This window comes from Candidatus Accumulibacter cognatus (assembly GCF_000584975.1).
In the GTDB taxonomy this organism is placed as follows: domain Bacteria; phylum Pseudomonadota; class Gammaproteobacteria; order Burkholderiales; family Rhodocyclaceae; genus Accumulibacter; species Accumulibacter cognatus.
Genome location: NZ_JDST02000036.1, coordinates 1 through 15,795, shown reverse-complemented (window position 1 = coordinate 15,795; position 15,795 = coordinate 1). Strand labels below are relative to the sequence as shown.

17 protein-coding genes are annotated in these 15,795 nt (G+C 61.9%); 12 read left to right on the top strand and 5 right to left on the bottom strand.

The window, feature by feature from the left end:
• Nucleotides 1–102: 102 nt before the first annotated feature.
• From AW06_RS07745 to truB, 12 genes are all read left to right on the top strand, one after another.
• Nucleotides 103–939 carry a 3',5'-nucleoside bisphosphate phosphatase gene (locus AW06_RS07745; protein WP_034948221.1) on the top strand — a complete coding sequence of 279 codons (837 nt, stop codon included), beginning with the start codon at nt 103–105 and terminating at the stop codon, nt 937–939.
• Between the two features lie 16 nt (nt 940–955).
• Entirely contained in the window at nt 956–1,582 is a 627-nt protein-coding gene (locus tag AW06_RS07740) for an L-threonylcarbamoyladenylate synthase (RefSeq protein WP_034948218.1), read from the top strand.
• A gap of 10 nt (nt 1,583–1,592) precedes the next feature.
• Nucleotides 1,593–2,246, top strand: coding sequence for a site-2 protease family protein (locus AW06_RS07735; RefSeq protein ID WP_034948214.1), 654 nt, complete (start codon nt 1,593–1,595; stop codon nt 2,244–2,246).
• 9 nt (nt 2,247–2,255) lie between these two features.
• Nucleotides 2,256–3,458: a tryptophan--tRNA ligase gene (locus tag AW06_RS07730; protein ID WP_034948209.1), complete on the top strand. Its 1,203-nt coding sequence runs from the start codon at nt 2,256–2,258 to the stop codon at nt 3,456–3,458.
• A gap of 25 nt (nt 3,459–3,483) precedes the next feature.
• Nucleotides 3,484–4,320: a ScpA family protein gene (locus AW06_RS07725; protein ID WP_034948206.1), complete on the top strand. Its 837-nt coding sequence runs from the start codon at nt 3,484–3,486 to the stop codon at nt 4,318–4,320.
• Nucleotides 4,304–4,891: an SMC-Scp complex subunit ScpB gene (scpB, locus tag AW06_RS07720; RefSeq protein ID WP_273704495.1), complete on the top strand. Its 588-nt coding sequence runs from the start codon at nt 4,304–4,306 to the stop codon at nt 4,889–4,891. The genes AW06_RS07725 and scpB overlap by 17 nt, the downstream gene beginning before the upstream one ends.
• Nucleotides 4,881–5,861: a pseudouridine synthase gene (locus AW06_RS07715; RefSeq protein WP_034948200.1), complete on the top strand. Its 981-nt coding sequence runs from the start codon at nt 4,881–4,883 to the stop codon at nt 5,859–5,861. Before scpB ends, AW06_RS07715 begins: the two co-directional genes overlap by 11 nt.
• A gap of 129 nt (nt 5,862–5,990) precedes the next feature.
• A complete protein-coding gene (rimP, locus tag AW06_RS07710; protein WP_034948197.1) occupies nt 5,991–6,458 on the top strand; it encodes a ribosome maturation factor RimP in 468 nt (155 codons plus the stop codon).
• Nucleotides 6,459–6,472: 14 nt separating this feature from the next.
• On the top strand, nt 6,473–7,945 hold the full coding sequence (gene nusA / locus AW06_RS07705) for a transcription termination factor NusA (protein WP_034948194.1): 1,473 nt from the start codon (nt 6,473–6,475) through the stop codon (nt 7,943–7,945).
• A 20-nt stretch (nt 7,946–7,965) separates the two neighbouring features.
• Nucleotides 7,966–10,851 (top strand): translation initiation factor IF-2, encoded by a 2,886-nt coding sequence (gene infB, locus AW06_RS07700; RefSeq protein WP_034948191.1) that lies wholly within the window; start codon nt 7,966–7,968, stop codon nt 10,849–10,851.
• Nucleotides 10,852–11,238, top strand: coding sequence for a 30S ribosome-binding factor RbfA (gene rbfA / locus AW06_RS07695; protein ID WP_034948188.1), 387 nt, complete (start codon nt 10,852–10,854; stop codon nt 11,236–11,238).
• A 121-nt stretch (nt 11,239–11,359) separates the two neighbouring features.
• Nucleotides 11,360–12,253, top strand: a complete 894-nt coding sequence (gene truB / locus AW06_RS07690; RefSeq protein ID WP_034948184.1) for a tRNA pseudouridine(55) synthase TruB — start codon at nt 11,360–11,362, stop codon at nt 12,251–12,253.
• Nucleotides 12,254–12,315: 62 nt separating this feature from the next.
• Here truB and AW06_RS07685 read toward each other — a convergent pair whose 3' ends face one another.
• The 5 genes from AW06_RS07685 to AW06_RS07665 form a co-directional block, all read right to left on the bottom strand.
• Nucleotides 12,316–13,260 carry a metal ABC transporter substrate-binding protein gene (locus tag AW06_RS07685; RefSeq protein ID WP_034948181.1) on the bottom strand — a complete coding sequence of 315 codons (945 nt, stop codon included), beginning with the start codon at nt 13,258–13,260 and terminating at the stop codon, nt 12,316–12,318.
• Between the two features lie 21 nt (nt 13,261–13,281).
• Nucleotides 13,282–14,163 (bottom strand): metal ABC transporter permease, encoded by an 882-nt coding sequence (locus tag AW06_RS07680; RefSeq protein ID WP_034948178.1) that lies wholly within the window; start codon nt 14,161–14,163, stop codon nt 13,282–13,284.
• Nucleotides 14,160–14,921 (bottom strand): ABC transporter ATP-binding protein, encoded by a 762-nt coding sequence (locus AW06_RS07675; protein ID WP_034948170.1) that lies wholly within the window; start codon nt 14,919–14,921, stop codon nt 14,160–14,162. The genes AW06_RS07680 and AW06_RS07675 overlap by 4 nt, the downstream gene beginning before the upstream one ends.
• 32 nt (nt 14,922–14,953) lie before the next feature.
• Nucleotides 14,954–15,097, bottom strand: a complete 144-nt coding sequence (locus tag AW06_RS20135) for a hypothetical protein (protein WP_171047227.1) — start codon at nt 15,095–15,097, stop codon at nt 14,954–14,956.
• Nucleotides 15,098–15,411: 314 nt separating this feature from the next.
• Entirely contained in the window at nt 15,412–15,696 is a 285-nt protein-coding gene (locus AW06_RS07665) for a Druantia anti-phage system protein DruA (RefSeq protein WP_034948164.1), read from the bottom strand.
• Nucleotides 15,697–15,795: the final 99 nt, after the last annotated feature.

The window sequence follows — 15,795 nt, the reverse complement described above, 5'->3', positions numbered from 1 at the left end:
CGTCACTTTCGATCACACCCCTGCATCTTCATGTGACCGGGAGCAGGCCTTGGCCTGTGTTATCATGTGCAGTTGCCGATTTCCGGCTGCACCCATGGGTCTATGCACGTGCTCAACTGCGATCTCCATTGTCATTCCACCTGCTCGGATGGCCTCCTTTCTGCGGACGACCTGGTCCGTCGAGCGGCGGCGAATGGCGTGGACATGCTGGCGCTGACCGACCACGATGACCTCGATGGTCTACCGTCAGCACGGGCGATCGCGGAAGAACTGGGGGTGGCCTTCATCAACGGCGTCGAGATCTCGATCGAGTGGGAGGGGCTGCAGATTCATATCCTGGGTTTCGCTTTCGACAGCACTGATCCGGTACTGAACGACGGTCTGGCCACGATCCGTTCTGGACGGATCGAGCGTGCGCGGCGCATGTCGGAGGCGCTCGAAAAGGTCGGCATTGCTGGCGCTTTCGAAGGCGCGATGCGTTATGCGGCCAACCCGAGCCTGGTCAGCCGCGCGCATTTCGGTCGCTATCTTGTTGAAAGTAGCGTCTGCAAGGACCTGCGCAGCGTCTTCGAATCGTACCTGGTTCCTGGTCGGCCGGGTTATGTCGATCATCGCTGGGCGACGCTGGCCGATGCGGTGCGCTGGATTCTTGGCGCCGGCGGGATTGCAGCGGTGGCGCACCCCGGGCGCTACAAACTGTCGCGCACCGAAATGCGGCGCTTTCTCGGCGACTTCAAGGCCTTGGGCGGGCAGGCAATCGAGGTCATGTCGGGAAGTCATACGCAGGAGCATGTGGAAGTTTTCGGCCGCCTGGCCAGAGAATACGATTTTCTGGCGTCGCGCGGCTCCGATTTTCACGGGCCGGGCGAAAGTCATGTCGATCTGGGCAAACTGGCACCCCTGCCGGAGGGCTTGAAGCCCGTCTGGCAGGGGTTCTGAGCCACGGAAACGCGTCATGGCTCAGTACATCACGATTCATCCCGATAATCCGCAAGCAAGGCTGCTGCAGAAGGCGGCCGAAGTCGTCCGCCAGGGTGGGGTCATCGCGCTGCCGACGGACTCGAGTTATGCCCTCGGTTGCCATCTCGGCGACAAGGCTGCAGTCGAACGAATCCGCAGCCTGCGCGGTGTCGATGACCGGCACCACCTGACGCTGATGTGCCGCGACCTGTCGCAGATCGGCCAGTTCGCGCGCGTCGACAATGCCCGCTATCGCCTGCTCAGGGCGACGACGCCGGGCAGCTATACCTTCATTCTCGAGGGAACCCGCGAACTGCCGAGGCGCGTCCTGCACCCCAGGCGCAAGACCATCGGGCTGCGCATTCCGGCACATACGGTCACGCTGGCGCTGCTCGAGGCGCTTGGCGAGCCATTGCTGACTTCGACCCTGATCGTCGCCGGTGACGAAGACCCGCTGACCGAAGGCTGGGAAATCCGCGAGCGGCTCGACGGCCAGCTTGAACTGATCCTCGACGGCGGCTTTTGCGGGACCGAGCCGACGACGGTGGTTGATCTGACCGGTGCGCTGCCGGTGCTGGTGCGCGCCGGGCTCGGTGCGCTGGCGCCGGTGGGACTTGACTGAGGAACCTTGCATGCAGGCGCTGATCCAGACGATTGCCATTGCCGCGTTGCCGGTAATCCTCGCGATTACCCTGCACGAAGCTGCGCATGGTTATGCCGCCCGCCACTTCGGTGATCCAACCGCCTGGCAGGCAGGGCGGATCACGGCCAATCCCCTCAAGCATGTCGACCTGGTGGGAACGATCCTGGTACCGGCGATCATTCTGCTGCTGTCGACGGGAGGCATCCTGTTCGGCTGGGCCAAACCGGTGCCGGTGAATTTCGGTCGCCTGCATCACCCGAAGAGCGACATGTTGTGGGTGGCCGCTGCCGGCCCGGCGGCCAATTTCGCGATGCTGCTATTCTGGGCCGCCTTGTTCAAGCTGGCCTTGCTGCTACCGATCAACTTCTTCAGCCTGCCGATGGCGCGCATGGCGGAGGTCGGCATTTCGATCAATATCGCACTGATGGTACTCAACCTGTTTCCGTTGCCGCCGCTCGATGGCGGACGGATTGCCGTCAGCCTGCTGCCGCCAGAAGCCGCCTGGCGCTTTGCGCAAATCGAGCGTTTCGGCTTTCCGATCCTGCTGTTGCTGCTGTTTACCGGGGTGTTGGGCTCGCTGCTTACACCGGTGATGCAACTCGTTGGCGGGCTGATTGATACCCTTTTTCAATTCTCTTCCTGAACCCAGAACATGTACGCAGAACGAGTCCTCTCCGGGATGCGCCCGACCGGCAGCCTGCATCTCGGCCACTACCACGGTGTGCTGAAGAATTGGGTGCAGCTCCAGTACGAGTATCCATGCCTCTTTTTCGTAGCCGACTGGCACGCGCTGACCACTCAGTACGACGACCCGCAGGGCATTGTCGATTCTACCTGGGAAATGGTCGTCGACTGGCTGGCAGCAGGCGTTGACCCCGCACGGGCGACCCTGTTCATTCAGTCGCAGGTGCCCGAACATGCCGAGCTGCATCTGCTGTTGTCGATGATGGTGCCACTGGGCTGGCTGGAACGCGTGCCGACCTACAAGGATCAGCAGGAGAAACTCGAGAACAAGGATCTATCGACCTATGGCTTTCTCGGTTATCCCTTGCTGCAGTCGGCCGACATCCTGATCTACCGGGCCGACAAGGTGCCGGTAGGCGAGGATCAGGTTCCGCACATCGAGTTTTCGCGTGAGGTGGCGCGCCGCTTCAATCATCTCTATGGGCGCGAGCCGGGTTTCGCGGACAAGGCCAGGGAGGCGGTCAAGAAGCTCGGATCGAAGCGGGCCCGCCGTTATGAAGAATTGCGCATGCGTTTCCAGCAACAGGGTGAGCAGGCGGCGGTCGGGCAGGCACATGCCTTGCTCGACGAAGCTCATGACCTGTCACACGCTGATCGCGAGCGCCTCTGCGGCTACCTTGAAGGCACCGGCAAGATGATTCTCGTCGAGCCGGGTGCTCTGCTGACCGAGGCCTCGCGGATGCCGGGGGTTGATGGCCAGAAGATGTCAAAGTCCTACGGCAACACGATCACGCTGCGCGAGGATGCCACCTCGGTGACGCAGAAGATACGGCGCATGCCGACCGACCCGGCGCGGATTCGCCGCACCGATGTCGGTGATCCGGATAAATGTCCGGTTTGGCAACTGCATCAGGTGTACTCGGACGCAGCTTGTCAGGCCTGGGTGCAGCAAGGTTGCCGCAGCGCCGGCATCGGGTGCCTGGATTGCAAGCAGCCGGTGATCGACGCCATCTTGCGCGAGCAGGCGCCCATGCGCGAGCGCGCACAACCCTTTCTGGACGATCCGCAGCTGGTGCGATCGATCATTGCCGACGGCAACAGCAAGGCGCGCCATCTCGCGCGCGAAACGATGCGCGACGTGCGCCAGGCGATGGGAATGGATTACCGCTAAGTGATGTGCAGTTCGTCGATCCGCGATGAGCGCTAGCGCGACCATCGCCGGGGCAGCGGTCGAGGCCCCGGTCAGTCCGCTGGCCAGGATCTACGGCGAGCCTCTGGTACAGATGCCGCACGACCTCTACATCCCTCCCGATGCGATGGCGGTCATGCTCGACGCCTTCGAGGGACCGCTGGATCTGCTGTTGTACCTGATTCACAGGGCCAATGTAAATGTGCTCGACATTCCGATGGCGCCACTGACCGAGCAGTATCTGGTCTACGTCGAAGTGATGCGCTCGCAGAACCTCGAACTGGCCGCTGACTATCTGGTGATGGCAGCGATGCTGATCGAGATCAAGTCGCGGATGCTGTTGCCGAGACCGAAAGCCGCCGTCGGCGATGATGCGGAGGATCCGCGCGCCGAACTGGTACGGCGACTGATCGAATATGAGCAGATGAAGCTGGCCGCGCAGGCGCTCAATCAACTGCCGCAAGCCGAGCGTGATTTCGACTGGGTAGAGGTATGGGTCGAGAAAACCCTGCTGCGTCGGTTGCCGGAAGTCACGGTGCTGGATCTGCAAAACGCCTGGCGAGGCATCCTGCGGCAGGCCAAGCTGCATACCCGGCATCTGGTGCAGCGCGAGGAACTGTCGGTACGCGAGCACATGACGCTGATCTTGCGCCGCCTGCGCGATGCCGGCGGTTTTGTCGAATTTGTCGATCTTTTCGATCCGACCCTGGGCGCGCCGGTGCTGGTAGTTCACTTTCTTGCACTGCTGGAGCTGGCGCGTGAGCATTTGCTCGAAATGACCCAGCGGGAAGCATTCGCTCCAATCTACCTGCGTTTGGCCAATGCCCATGGTGACTCCCGGTAAGATGACGGCGCTGCCGGCTGCGTTGCCCCCCGATACCACGGCCGTCAAGCGGGTGCTGGAAGCGGTGCTGCTGAGCACTCGGGAACCCTTGTCGCTGGCCGATCTGCGCAGGGTGTTCGCCGACCAGGTCACTACCGAGGTTCTGCGCGGGCTGCTCGACGAGCTGCACAGCGAATGGCGCGAGCGACCGCTCGAACTGCTGTCGGTAGCGAGCGGCTGGCGTTTCCGGACGCGCGCTGAGTACATGCCCTATCTGGAACGGCTGCACCCGGAAAAACCGCCGCGCTATTCACGTGCAGTGTTGGAAACGCTGGCCATCATCGCCTATCGTCAGCCGGTGACGCGTGGTGACATCGAGGACATCCGCGGTGTGACAGTCGCCACACAGGTAATTCGGGCGCTCGAAGAGCGTGGCTGGGTCGAGGTCGTTGGCCATCGCGATACGCCCGGTCGACCGGCCCTTCTGGCGACGACCAGAAAATTCCTCGATGACCTTGGCCTCTGCAGCCTAGCCGAGTTGCCCGCGCTCGATCAAATTAATTCCACACTGGACCTTGCTGATGCCCAATAACAATCATAAACGCCGCATGCTCGCCGAATCAGCTCGTTCGCCACGTCCGGCGGCGCTGGCCACACCGCCGAGGGGGCGACGGCGACCACCGGAGCTGCCGGAATCTGCCGCCGGAGCCGGGAATGCACGCCCGGCGCCGGGAACGGGTGCCGGCGAGTCAGCCCGGCGTACCCGTCACCAGGAAGCTGCAGGCAAACCGGAGCGATTGCACAAGCTGCTGGCCAACAGTGGCATTGGCTCACGCCGGGAGATGGAAGCGCTGATTGCCGCCGGTCGCATCCACGTCAATGGCGAGCCGGCGCACCTCGGACAGACGGTCAGCCCGGGTGACCGGATCAAGGTCAATGGCAAGCTGGTGCAGTTACGCTTCTCCGACCGCTTGCCGCGGATAATCCTCTATCACAAGCCCGAAGGCGAGATCGTTTCGCGCAACGACCCGGAGCATCGGCCGAACGTGTTTACCTCGTTGCCGCGGATGTCGGTCGGACGCTGGGTGGCGGTCGGCCGCCTTGACTTCAATACCAGCGGCCTGCTGCTGCTGAGCACCTCGGGGGACCTTGCCAATCGACTGATGCACCCGCGCTATCAGCTAGTACGCGAGTACGCGGTGCGCATCCTCGGCGACTTGCCCGACGATGCCCGTCAGCGCCTGCTCGATGGCGTCGAGCTCGACGACGGGCTGGCGAAATTCGCGAGCTTTCAGGAAGCTGGCGGCGAGGGCGCCAACCGCTGGTTCCGTGTATCACTTTTCGAGGGCCGCAACCGTGAAGTGCGGCGCATGTTCGAAGCCGTTGGCCTGGTCGTCAGTCGCCTGATACGTGTTCGTTATGGTCCTTTCGTGTTGCCGCCGAGCCTGAAGCGGGGGCAGGTCTACGAACTTGCCGAGGCCGAGGTGAAGAAGCTGATGGTCGATTTCGGCATGGCGATTGCCGAATCCGGCCGCCCGCCGCGGCGACCGAGATCCGCCTGAGGAGGTGTTGCGCACACACAGGCTGATTTACCCCCGCCAATATTTTCGTTATAATCCAACGGTTTTCCGCTCGCCCCTGAGGGGGCAATTTTCGGGGATGGGCTTTTCGCCCATTTTTTATTTGCAGCCATGGATGTACACGAACTACTTGAAATCACGGTGACTGGCCTTGGCTATGAGCTGGTGGACGTCGAACGCAGTCCGCGTAGCCGCGTTTTGCGCGTTTTCATCGATAAACCGGAGAAGCCGCGCGGCGTGGATATCGAAGACTGTGTGCTGGTCAGCAATCAGCTTTCTCGCGTGCTGACCGTTGAGAACGTTGACTATGACCGTCTTGAGGTCTCTTCACCGGGGATCGACAGGCCATTGAAGAAAGCGTCTGACTTCGAACGTTTCGCGGGTTCGGAGATTAGTTTCAAGCTGCGCCTGCCCTTGAACGGTCGGCGCAATTTCAGTGGTGTCCTGCTTGGCTTGCGTGATGGCAAGGTGCATCTGCAAACCGATGTGGGCGATATGGAATTCGATCTGGTCAATCTTGACAAGGCTCGGGTGGTTCCCAAATTCGACACGATGAAATCGGGCGAGAAGCTGGTTTAGGAGGTAATAAGGAAATGAGCCGCGAAATCTTGCTGCTGGTAGATGTCTTGGCACGTGAAAAGAACGTGACCAGAGACATCGTCTTCGGCGCGCTGGAGTTGGCGCTGGCATCGGCTACCAAGAAGCGCATCCACGACGACGCTAATGTGCGCGTCGCGGTTGATCGCGAAACCGGTGATTTCGAGACCTTCCGGCGCTGGGAGGTCGTTGCCGACGAGGACTTTCTCGACGAGGAACAGCAGGTGCCGCTGTCGGAAGCCCAGAAGCAGGATCCCGAGGTCGAGATCGGTGATTATCTGGAGGAGTCTCTCGAACCCATCGACTTTGGTCGCATCGGCGCACAGGCGGCCAAACAGGTGATTCTGCAGAAGATTCGTGACGCCGAGCGCGAACAGGTGCTGAGTGAATTCCTGGCGCGCAAGGAGCATCTGGTGACCGGGACGATCAAGCGCATGGAGCGCGGCAATGCGATTGTCGAAACCGGCAAGATGGAGGCACTGCTGCCACGTGACCAGATGATTCCGCGCGAGAACCTGCGCGTGGGTGATCGTGTCAAGGCGTATCTGCTGCGCATCGACCGTTCTGCCCGTGGCCCGCAACTGATCCTGTCGCGTACCGCGCCGGAGTTCATCATTCAGCTCTTCGCGCTGGAAGTTCCGGAAGTCGATGATGGCCTGCTGGAGATCAAAGCGGCTGCCCGTGACCCCGGCATGCGCGCCAAGATTGCCGTCAAGTCCAATGACCAGCGGATCGATCCGATCGGTACCTGCGTCGGCATGCGCGGCTCACGAGTCACGGCGGTGACCAATGAACTGGCGGGTGAACGGGTTGACATCGTGCTCTGGTCGGCCGATCCTGCACAGTTCGTGGTTGGCGCCCTGGCGCCAGCCGAAGTCAGCTCGATCATCGTCGATGAAGACAAGCACAGCATGGACGTGGTCGTCGACGAGCAGAACTTGGCGATCGCCATTGGCCGCGGCGGTCAGAATGTTCGCCTAGCTTCGGAAATGACCGGCTGGACGATCAACCTTATGACCGAGGAAGAATCGAAGACCCTGGTCGAGGCCGAAGCGGCGGCCATTCGCGTGCTGTTCATGGAGAAACTCGATGTCGACGAGGATGTGGCGAATATCCTCATCGACGAAGGATTCTCGACTCTCGAGGAAGTCGCCTATGTGCCGCTGCACGAGATGCTCGAGATCGAGTCCTTCGACGAGGTCACGGTGCAGGAGTTGCGCGAGCGGGCGCGCAACGTGTTGCTCACTGAGGCCATTGACACCGAGGAAAAAATCGGTAACGTCGCCGAAGATCTGCTGACCCTTGAAGGGATGGACAAGTCACTGGCCGGAAAACTGGCTGGTCATGACATCAAGACGCGCGACGATCTTGCCGACTTGGCAGTCGACGAACTGACAGAAATGACTGGCATTGATGCGCAACGGGCCACACAACTGATCACCACGGCGCGTGCGCACTGGTTCGAGTAAGCGGGGAAAGAGGAATTCACATGGCGCAAACAAGTGTTGCCCAATTTGCCGTACAGCTGAAGATGCCGGCTGGTTCGCTGCTCGAGCAATTGCATAAAGCCGGGGTGGCCAAGAAACAGCTCGATGACCTGCTGTCCGAGCAGGACAAGTCCAGATTGCTGGATTATCTGCGCAAGGCACATGGTCAGACGGATGCGAAGACCAAGATTACCCTGATGCGCAAGGAAACGACCGAGATCCGGCAGCAGGATTCACACGGAAAATCGCATACGGTGCAGGTCGAAGTCCGCAAGAAACGAGTTCTCGTGAAGCGGGAGGCCCCCGAAGTTCGCGCCGAATTACCGGTGCCGCCGGTCTTGCCAACCACCGCGGCCGGGGAGGTCGTTGAAGCCCGACCGGCACCGCCGGTCGAGGTGAAAGCCGAGAAAATCGAGCCGGTTGTCGCAGCAAAAGCCGAGCCCGTCGTCGAAGCCAAGGTCAACAAATCCGCACCGCCGATTGCCGTGAAAGTAGAACCAGTGCTCCCCCCCGTGAAGGCAGGAGCGTCGCCGCCCAAAGCGAAACCCAAGCCCGCCGCCGAAACGCCTTCTGCGGCGGTCGTCGAGGCAAAAACGGAAGCACCGGTGGTGGCCGACACCAAGGTGAGTGCCAAGAAAGTGGTGACGCGTGCTTCGATCATCGGCGAGGAGCAGCAGCGCCTGCGCGCCGAAGAAGAGCGGCGTAACGCCGAGTTGCGTGCTCGTCAGGAAGCCGAGTTCAAAAGCAAGCAGCAACGCAGTGCCGACCTCGTTCGCCTGAAGCAGGATGCAGAAAACAAGGCGGTCGCGGCCAAGGCTGCCGGGGTGGCCAAACAGGTTGCCGCTCAGACCGCGAGTGAGCGGCCTGCAGAAGACAAGACGCTGCACAAGCCGGCGGCCAAACCGGCGTCGGCAGACAAGAAGGTGGCCGAGAAGAAGGCGCCCGAAAAGAAGGTCGCCGACAAGAAGGGACAATGGAAAAACGAAGGCGCCAACAAGCGTCCCGGTCTCAAGACACGCGGCGCCACCGGTGGCACGGGTTGGCGGGACAATAAACACGGCAAGCGAATTGCCCGCGGCGTGAGCGACGAAGAAGAGCAGCACTCTTTCCAGTTGCCCATCGAGCCGGTGGTTCACCAGGTCTATGTCCCGGAAACGATCTCCGTCGCTGAATTGGCGCACAAGATGGCTGTCAAGGCGACCGAAGTGATCAAGTCCCTGATGAAGATGGGTTCGATGGTGACCATCAACCAGGTGCTGGATCAGGAAACGGCGATGATCATCGTCGAGGAGATGGGCCACAAGGCATTCGCTGCGAAGCTTGACGACCCCGATGCCTTCCTTGACGACAGCGATGTCGAACAGAAGGATGTATTGCACGAGCAGCGCGCACCAGTAGTGACGGTGATGGGACACGTCGATCACGGCAAGACCTCGCTGCTCGACTACATTCGCCGTACGCGTGTGGCGAGTGGCGAGGCAGGCGGCATCACCCAGCACATTGGCGCCTATCATGTGCAGACCGACCGGGGCATGGTGACTTTTCTCGACACGCCGGGTCACGAGGCATTCACGGCGATGCGTGCACGCGGCGCCAAGGCGACCGACCTGGTGATTCTGGTGGTCGCTGCCGATGACGGGGTGATGCCGCAGACCAGGGAGGCGATTCACCACGCCAAGGCGGCGGCAGTGCCGATTGTCGTGGCAGTGAACAAGATCGACAAGCCGGGTGCTCAGCCCGATCGGGTGAAACAGGAACTGGTCACCGAACAGGTGGTGCCCGAAGAGTACGGCGGTGATGCACCTTTCGTGCTGGTTTCGGCGAAGACCGGTGCCGGTATCGACGAACTTCTCGAGAATGTCCTGCTGCAGGCGGAAGTGCTGGAACTGAAAGCGCCCAGGGATGCGCCGGCCAAGGGCCTGATCATCGAGGCGCGCCTCGACCGCGGACGCGGGCCCGTGGCGACGATGCTGGTCCTTTCGGGAACGCTTCGCCAGGGCGACATCCTGCTCGCCGGTCAGGTGTTTGGTCGGGTAAGGGCGATGCTCGACGAAAACGGCAAGGTGATCAAGGAAGCCGGACCTTCGATTCCAGTCGAGATCCTTGGCCTTTCCGATGTGCCCGCGGCTGGACAGGAGGCCGTGGTGCTCGCTGATGAACGCAAGGCGCGCGAGATTGCCCTGTTCCGCCAAGGCAAGTACCGAGACGTCAAGCTGGCGACGAAGCAGGCAGCCAATCTCGAGAGCATTCTCGAGCAGATGACCGAGGCCGAGGCCAAGGTACTGGCGCTGATCATCAAGGCCGACGTTCAGGGTTCTCAGGAAGCGCTGGTGCAGTCCTTGCAGAAACTTTCGACCGGTGAAGTCAAGGTCAACGTCATCCATGCTGCGGTGGGCGCGATCAGTGAGTCCGACGTGCACCTTGCACAGGCCTCGAAAGCGGTCATCATCGGCTTCAACGCGCGTGCCGACGCTGGCGCACGCAAGGCAGCCGAAGCTGCCGGGGTCGATATTCGCTACTACAACATCATCTATGATGCGGTGGACGAAGTGAAGGCTGCACTGTCGGGAATGCTTTCACCCGAGAAGCGCGAAGATGTCACCGGCCTGGTCGAGATCAGACAGGTCTTCCGCGCCACCCGGATCGGCACCATCGCTGGTTGTTATGTACTCGAAGGCATCATCAAGCGCAGTTCGCGCGCGCGCCTGCTGCGCAACCATATCGTTGTATGGGATGGCGAGATCGAGTCGCTGAAGCGATTCAAGGATGACGTCAAGGAAGTGCGGTCGGGCTTCGAATGTGGTCTTTCGCTGAAGAACTTCAGTGCCTACGAGGAAGGCGACCAACTCGAAGTGTACGACGTCACGGAAGTCGCGAGGACTCTCTAAGTGCCTTCGAACAAGGGATTTTCACGGCGCGACCGGGTTTCTGAACAGATCCGGCGCGAGCTTGCCGAGGTAATCAGGAGCGAACTCAAGGATCCCCGCGTCGGCATGATCAGCCTTACCGAGGTCGAGGTCAGTCCGGACTACGCGCATGCCAAGGTGTACTTCAGCAGCATGGCGGGAAGCGACACGCTCGACTCGGTGCAGGCCGGTCTGCAGCAGGCCTCCGGGTTTCTGCGCAGCGTGCTGGGCAGGCGCATCAGCATTCACATGATCCCGCAACTGCATTTCGTTTTCGACGACTCGCTGGAGCGTGGCGCACAGATCTCGAAACTGATCAGCGAGGCGGCGGCGATCTCGGATCAAAGCGAAGAACCAGACCAGGCCTGAGTTGGGCTTACCCTGAAAGTCGCGTCAGCGACTCACGAAACTCCCCACCCCCTCGCGCGAGGGATTGGGGAGAGGAAAACGGTCATGACTTCCATCATCAGCGGGGGTGTCTTGCAAAGTCATGAACGTTAGGAAGAGCTGGCGCCGTGTCGACGGTGTGTTGCTCCTTGACAAGCCGACCGGGATGTCCTCGAACTCGGCGCTGCAAGCGGCCAGGCGGCTTTTTTCGGCAGCCAAGGCCGGGCACTCCGGCACGCTCGATCCCATGGCCAGCGGGCTGCTGCCGCTCTGTTTCGGCGAAGCGACCAAATTCTCGGTCGATCTGCTGGCTGCCGACAAGATCTACGAAGCGGAACTCCTGTTCGGTATCCGGACCGATACCGGCGATGCCGACGGTACGGTCGTGATGCAGTCTCCGGTAACCTTCGGGCGCGCCGAACTCGAAGCCGCGCTGAGCCGTTTCCGCGGTCCGATTCTCCAGATCCCACCGATGTACTCGGCGCTCAAGCGCGACGGCCGACCGCTCTATGAACTGGCCCGGCAGGGGATTGAAGTCGAGCGCGAGGCACGCGCGGTAACGATCCACGAACTGTGGCTGCTCGATTTCTCGCAGGACCGCTGTCGTCTACGGGTCGCCTGCAGCAAGGGCACCTATATTCGCAGCCTGGCCGAGGATCTCGGCACGGTGCTCGCTTGCGGCGCGCATCTGACGGTCCTGCGTCGGGTCGCCGTCGGCCCGTTGCGAATTGCCGATGCGGTAACGCTCGACCAACTGGCCGCGCTGGCCGAAGAAGCCCGTGCAGGCTGGCTGCTACCGCCGGACACACTGCTGAAGAGCCTGCCGGCAGTTGATCTGGACGATGCGGCAGGTCGGCGTTTTGTCCATGGTAATCCAGTCTGCATCGTCGGTTCGCCAGGGCGATGCCGAGTCTATTCCGGAAACCGACTTCTCGGTCTCGGCGAACTCGATGGCGAAGGCAGGTTGCAGCCGCGCCGCGTGCTGGGCGCGCCGTAGGGATCGATGCTGCGCGACATCATCCTGCACATTGTTGGGGGGCTGAATTTCCTTCCAGGCCCTCAGTCAGTCAGTGCCGCCGCCAGCGTCTTCGCGTTCTGCCGCATCATGCCGAGATAGCTGTCGGCTGCGCTACCGGGTTTCGCCAGCGAGTCGGAGTACAGCGTGCCGCCGATGCGCGCACCCGATTCGCGGCTGATACGTTCGAGCAGGCGCGGGTCGGTGATGTTTTCGACGAACATCGCCCTGATCTTTTCCTGGCGGATCTGCCGGATGATCGCGCCGACCTCGCCGGCCGAAGGCTCGGCGTCGGTGCTGACGCCAACCGGAGCGATGAAGCGGATCCCGTAGGCGCGGCCGAAGTAGGCGAAAGCGTCATGTGAACTGACGACTTTGCGCCTTTCCGCCGGCAGGGCGCTGAAGGTGGCGCGGATTTCGCCGTCGAGAGTCGCCATCGCCTGGTCCAGGCGGGCCGCATTGGCCTGATAGACGCTGCGGTTTGCCGGGTCCGCCTCGCCGAGTGCGGCAGCGATGTTGGCGATGTAACGGCGAGCGTTGGCGAGGTCCTGCCAGGCATGCGGATCGAGGTCGCCGGGATGCTGGTGAGGGTCAGCATGCTTGCCGGCATGCGCCCGCGGCTGGCGCAACGCATGGACTCCCTGGCTGGCGACGACCAGCGGACCGGGATAGCCGGATGACTTGATCAGGCGGCCGATCCAGCCTTCGAAACCAAGCCCATTGACGATCACCAGTCGCGCCCGGGAAAGCGTCCTGGCGTCGCTGGGTGTCGGTTGGTAGACATGCGCATCGGCACCAGGGCCGACCAGGGTGTACACCTGCACGCGGTCGCCGCCGACCTGCTGCGTCAGATCGCCGAGAATGCTGAAGCTGGCGACCACCGGAAGTGCTTCGCCAGCCACCGTCCGGCCGGTTGGCCCCAGACTGGCGATGGCCAGCAGCCATATTGCCGCGAGTCGGAAAGGCGCGCTCAGAAGAATCATGTGCATGATTGGATTTCTCATCAGGGTTCAGCGTTCGAAATGCCAATTCGGCCGCCAGCGGCTGGCCAGCGGCCCGAGCCGGCCGACTCCCATCGACAGCAGGTAGAGGGCGCCAAGCGTCAGCACGATGGCCGGTCCGGCCGGTAGGTTGACGTAGTACGACAGCAGCAGGCCGATCAGTGACCCGAAAAAAGCCGTCAGCACGGCGATCAGCAGCAGTGGGCCAAGGGTACCCACCCACAGGCGTGCCGTGGCCGCCGGCAGGATCATGATGCCGACCGCCATCAACGTGCCGAGGGCGTGGAAACCGGCCACCAGGTTGAGCACCAGCAGGATCATGAAACCGTAGTGGGCGACCGGTGCGAGGCGGCTGATGCGCGCCAGGAAAGCCGGATCGCAGCCTTCGAGGGCGAACAGACGCAGCCCGATCGCGAGCGCGACCACCGATAGCGAGGCGAAACTGGCGAGCAGGTACAGCGCTGCGTCGTCGAGCGCGAGCACGCTGCCGAAGAGGACATGTAACAGATCCACGCTACTGCCGCGCAGCGAGATGATCAACACACCGGTGGAAAGCGAGAGCAGGTAGAAGGTCGCCAGGCTGGCATCCTCCTTGATCACCGTATTGCGCGCCACGCCACCGGCAAACACCGCCACCGCCAGGCCTGCGATGAGGCCGCCGAGAGTCATCGCAGGGAGTGAAAGTCCGGCAATCAGATAGCCAATGGCCGCGCCCGGCAGGACCGCGTGCGACATCGCATCACCAGCGAGACTCATGCGGCGCAACATCAGGAAGACACCGACTGGCGTTGCACCGAGCGACAGTGCCAGGCAACCGGCCAGTGCCCGGCGCATGAAGCTGAACTCTATGAATGGTGAGAACAGCGGCAGCGACGCGAACGTTTCGGTCATGTGCCCATCCGGTTGCTGTGACAGATCGCCGTGGTCTGGCCTTCACGGTGGCCTTCGGCGAGTTGGTGAGCGCGCAAGAGGTTTGCCTCGCTGAGTACGCTCGCGGTGTCACCGCGCGCGACGACTTCACGAGCGAGCAATAGTGTCTCCGGATACTCCTGGCGAACATGCTCGAGATCGTGCAGAACGGAGATCACCGTTCGTCCTTCACCGTGCCAGCGGCGTACCAGCGCCGCCAGGTCATGCACGCTGGCCACGTCGATTGCCCCATAGGGTTCGTCGAGCAGCACCAGCGGCGCATCCTGGAGCAGAACCCTGGCAAACAGCGCACGCTGCAACTGGCCGCCAGAGAGCGAGCCAATCGGGCGCCCTTCGAGTCCACCCAGGCCGACACCATCGATCGCCGCTTCAATGCGCCCGCGGCGAGCGCGGTTGAGGCCGGCAAAAGCACCGATTTCGCGCCACAGACCCATCGCCACAAAGTCATGAACGACGATCGGGAAGCTCGTGTCAAGCGTCGCCTGCTGCGTCAGGTAGGCAATCTGCCGGCGCCGCAGGCCGTTCAGGACGATCTTCCCCTGCAGGGGTCGCAGTTCGCCGGCGATACCCTTGAGCAGCGTCGATTTGCCGGCGCCGTTGGGGCCTACGATGGCCAGCAGACTGCCGGTGGCGACTTCACCGCGCAGGTGGTGCACGGCTGGATGTCGGTTGTAGCCGAGCGTCAGGTTGTCAAAGTAGAGCAGCGCCTCAGCCTGCAAGGGCGGGCGCAGACATGGTGATCCCGCAGCGTTCAATCGAGTGCCCAGAGGACGGTCGTCCACAGCAGCAGCAGCGCGGCGATGGCCCACAGCAAGCGGACGGCGGTGCTGCTGCAGAGCACCGGATCAAGCTTCAGGACGCCTGCCGATTGGGCTGAACGGAGTGGGGTAGACATCAGACAGCGTAGTCGGCAGGGAAAATTTCTGGTCGAAAGTGATGGCGAAATACAAATCTTGCCGCATTCGGCTGCTTAATGCAACCTTGTTGCGAAAACTCTCGCGGCTGATCGGCTGGCTGGAGAGGCAGGCTTGGTACGCCGTTTCGTTGACGATTACTGTATGTTGGTCGACTCGTTGCCAGCTATTCACACAGACGACCACGTGCAGCTTGAGCTGGCAATGACCGTTCGAACCATCAGCATATTCGATGTCATGGACTCTGCTGAAGTGCTGTGGATGTCGGCCCACCTTGGGCGACGGCAGGGTTTGCTCATGAGCACATGACTGGCCAGAGGCGGCACCCGGACATGCGGGAAGACAGGAAGCTGCGGTTGTTGAGTATCTGTGGCAGATTCTCGTGGCGGACCCAAACCGTCCAGCCGATCAAGCCGTCGCGCACGCCTACAGCCCGCACAGCACCGGACAACAGGAGACAGCCGAGCTGTCGGCCGCCGGTGGTGACGCCTGTGGTGATGAAGTCGCGCAACCGGTAACCGAAGGCACCCTGGAAACCCAGCGGGTGCCAGCGCGCCACCAGTGCATCCCACTGCGCCATACCATGGCCCGGTCGCAAACGACTTCCAGAGGCACCGATCCGAGAGCCGACAGCGCTATGAAGACTCACATACTCTCGTCGGTGCCGTTGGATTTCCTA

Bases quoted from the DNA above. Each gene is read 5' to 3' on its own strand.
- scpB (WP_273704495.1), top strand. From the start codon at position 4,304: ATGGTGACTCCCGGTAAGATGACGGCGCTGCCGGCTGCGTTGCCCCCC.
- AW06_RS07680 (WP_034948178.1), bottom strand. From the start codon at position 14,163: ATGACCGAAACGTTCGCGTCGCTGCCGCTGTTCTCACCATTCATAGAG.
- AW06_RS07735 (WP_034948214.1), top strand. From the start codon at position 1,593: ATGCAGGCGCTGATCCAGACGATTGCCATTGCCGCGTTGCCGGTAATC.
- AW06_RS07725 (WP_034948206.1), top strand. From the start codon at position 3,484: ATGAGCGCTAGCGCGACCATCGCCGGGGCAGCGGTCGAGGCCCCGGTC.
- AW06_RS07665 (WP_034948164.1), bottom strand. From the start codon at position 15,696: ATGGCGCAGTGGGATGCACTGGTGGCGCGCTGGCACCCGCTGGGTTTC.
- truB (WP_034948184.1), top strand. From the start codon at position 11,360: ATGAACGTTAGGAAGAGCTGGCGCCGTGTCGACGGTGTGTTGCTCCTT.
- AW06_RS07730 (WP_034948209.1), top strand. From the start codon at position 2,256: ATGTACGCAGAACGAGTCCTCTCCGGGATGCGCCCGACCGGCAGCCTG.
- rimP (WP_034948197.1), top strand. From the start codon at position 5,991: ATGGATGTACACGAACTACTTGAAATCACGGTGACTGGCCTTGGCTAT.
- nusA (WP_034948194.1), top strand. From the start codon at position 6,473: ATGAGCCGCGAAATCTTGCTGCTGGTAGATGTCTTGGCACGTGAAAAG.
- AW06_RS07740 (WP_034948218.1), top strand. From the start codon at position 956: ATGGCTCAGTACATCACGATTCATCCCGATAATCCGCAAGCAAGGCTG.
- AW06_RS07685 (WP_034948181.1), bottom strand. From the start codon at position 13,260: ATGCACATGATTCTTCTGAGCGCGCCTTTCCGACTCGCGGCAATATGG.
- AW06_RS20135 (WP_171047227.1), bottom strand. From the start codon at position 15,097: ATGTCTACCCCACTCCGTTCAGCCCAATCGGCAGGCGTCCTGAAGCTT.
- AW06_RS07715 (WP_034948200.1), top strand. From the start codon at position 4,881: ATGCCCAATAACAATCATAAACGCCGCATGCTCGCCGAATCAGCTCGT.
- AW06_RS07745 (WP_034948221.1), top strand. From the start codon at position 103: ATGCACGTGCTCAACTGCGATCTCCATTGTCATTCCACCTGCTCGGAT.
- infB (WP_034948191.1), top strand. From the start codon at position 7,966: ATGGCGCAAACAAGTGTTGCCCAATTTGCCGTACAGCTGAAGATGCCG.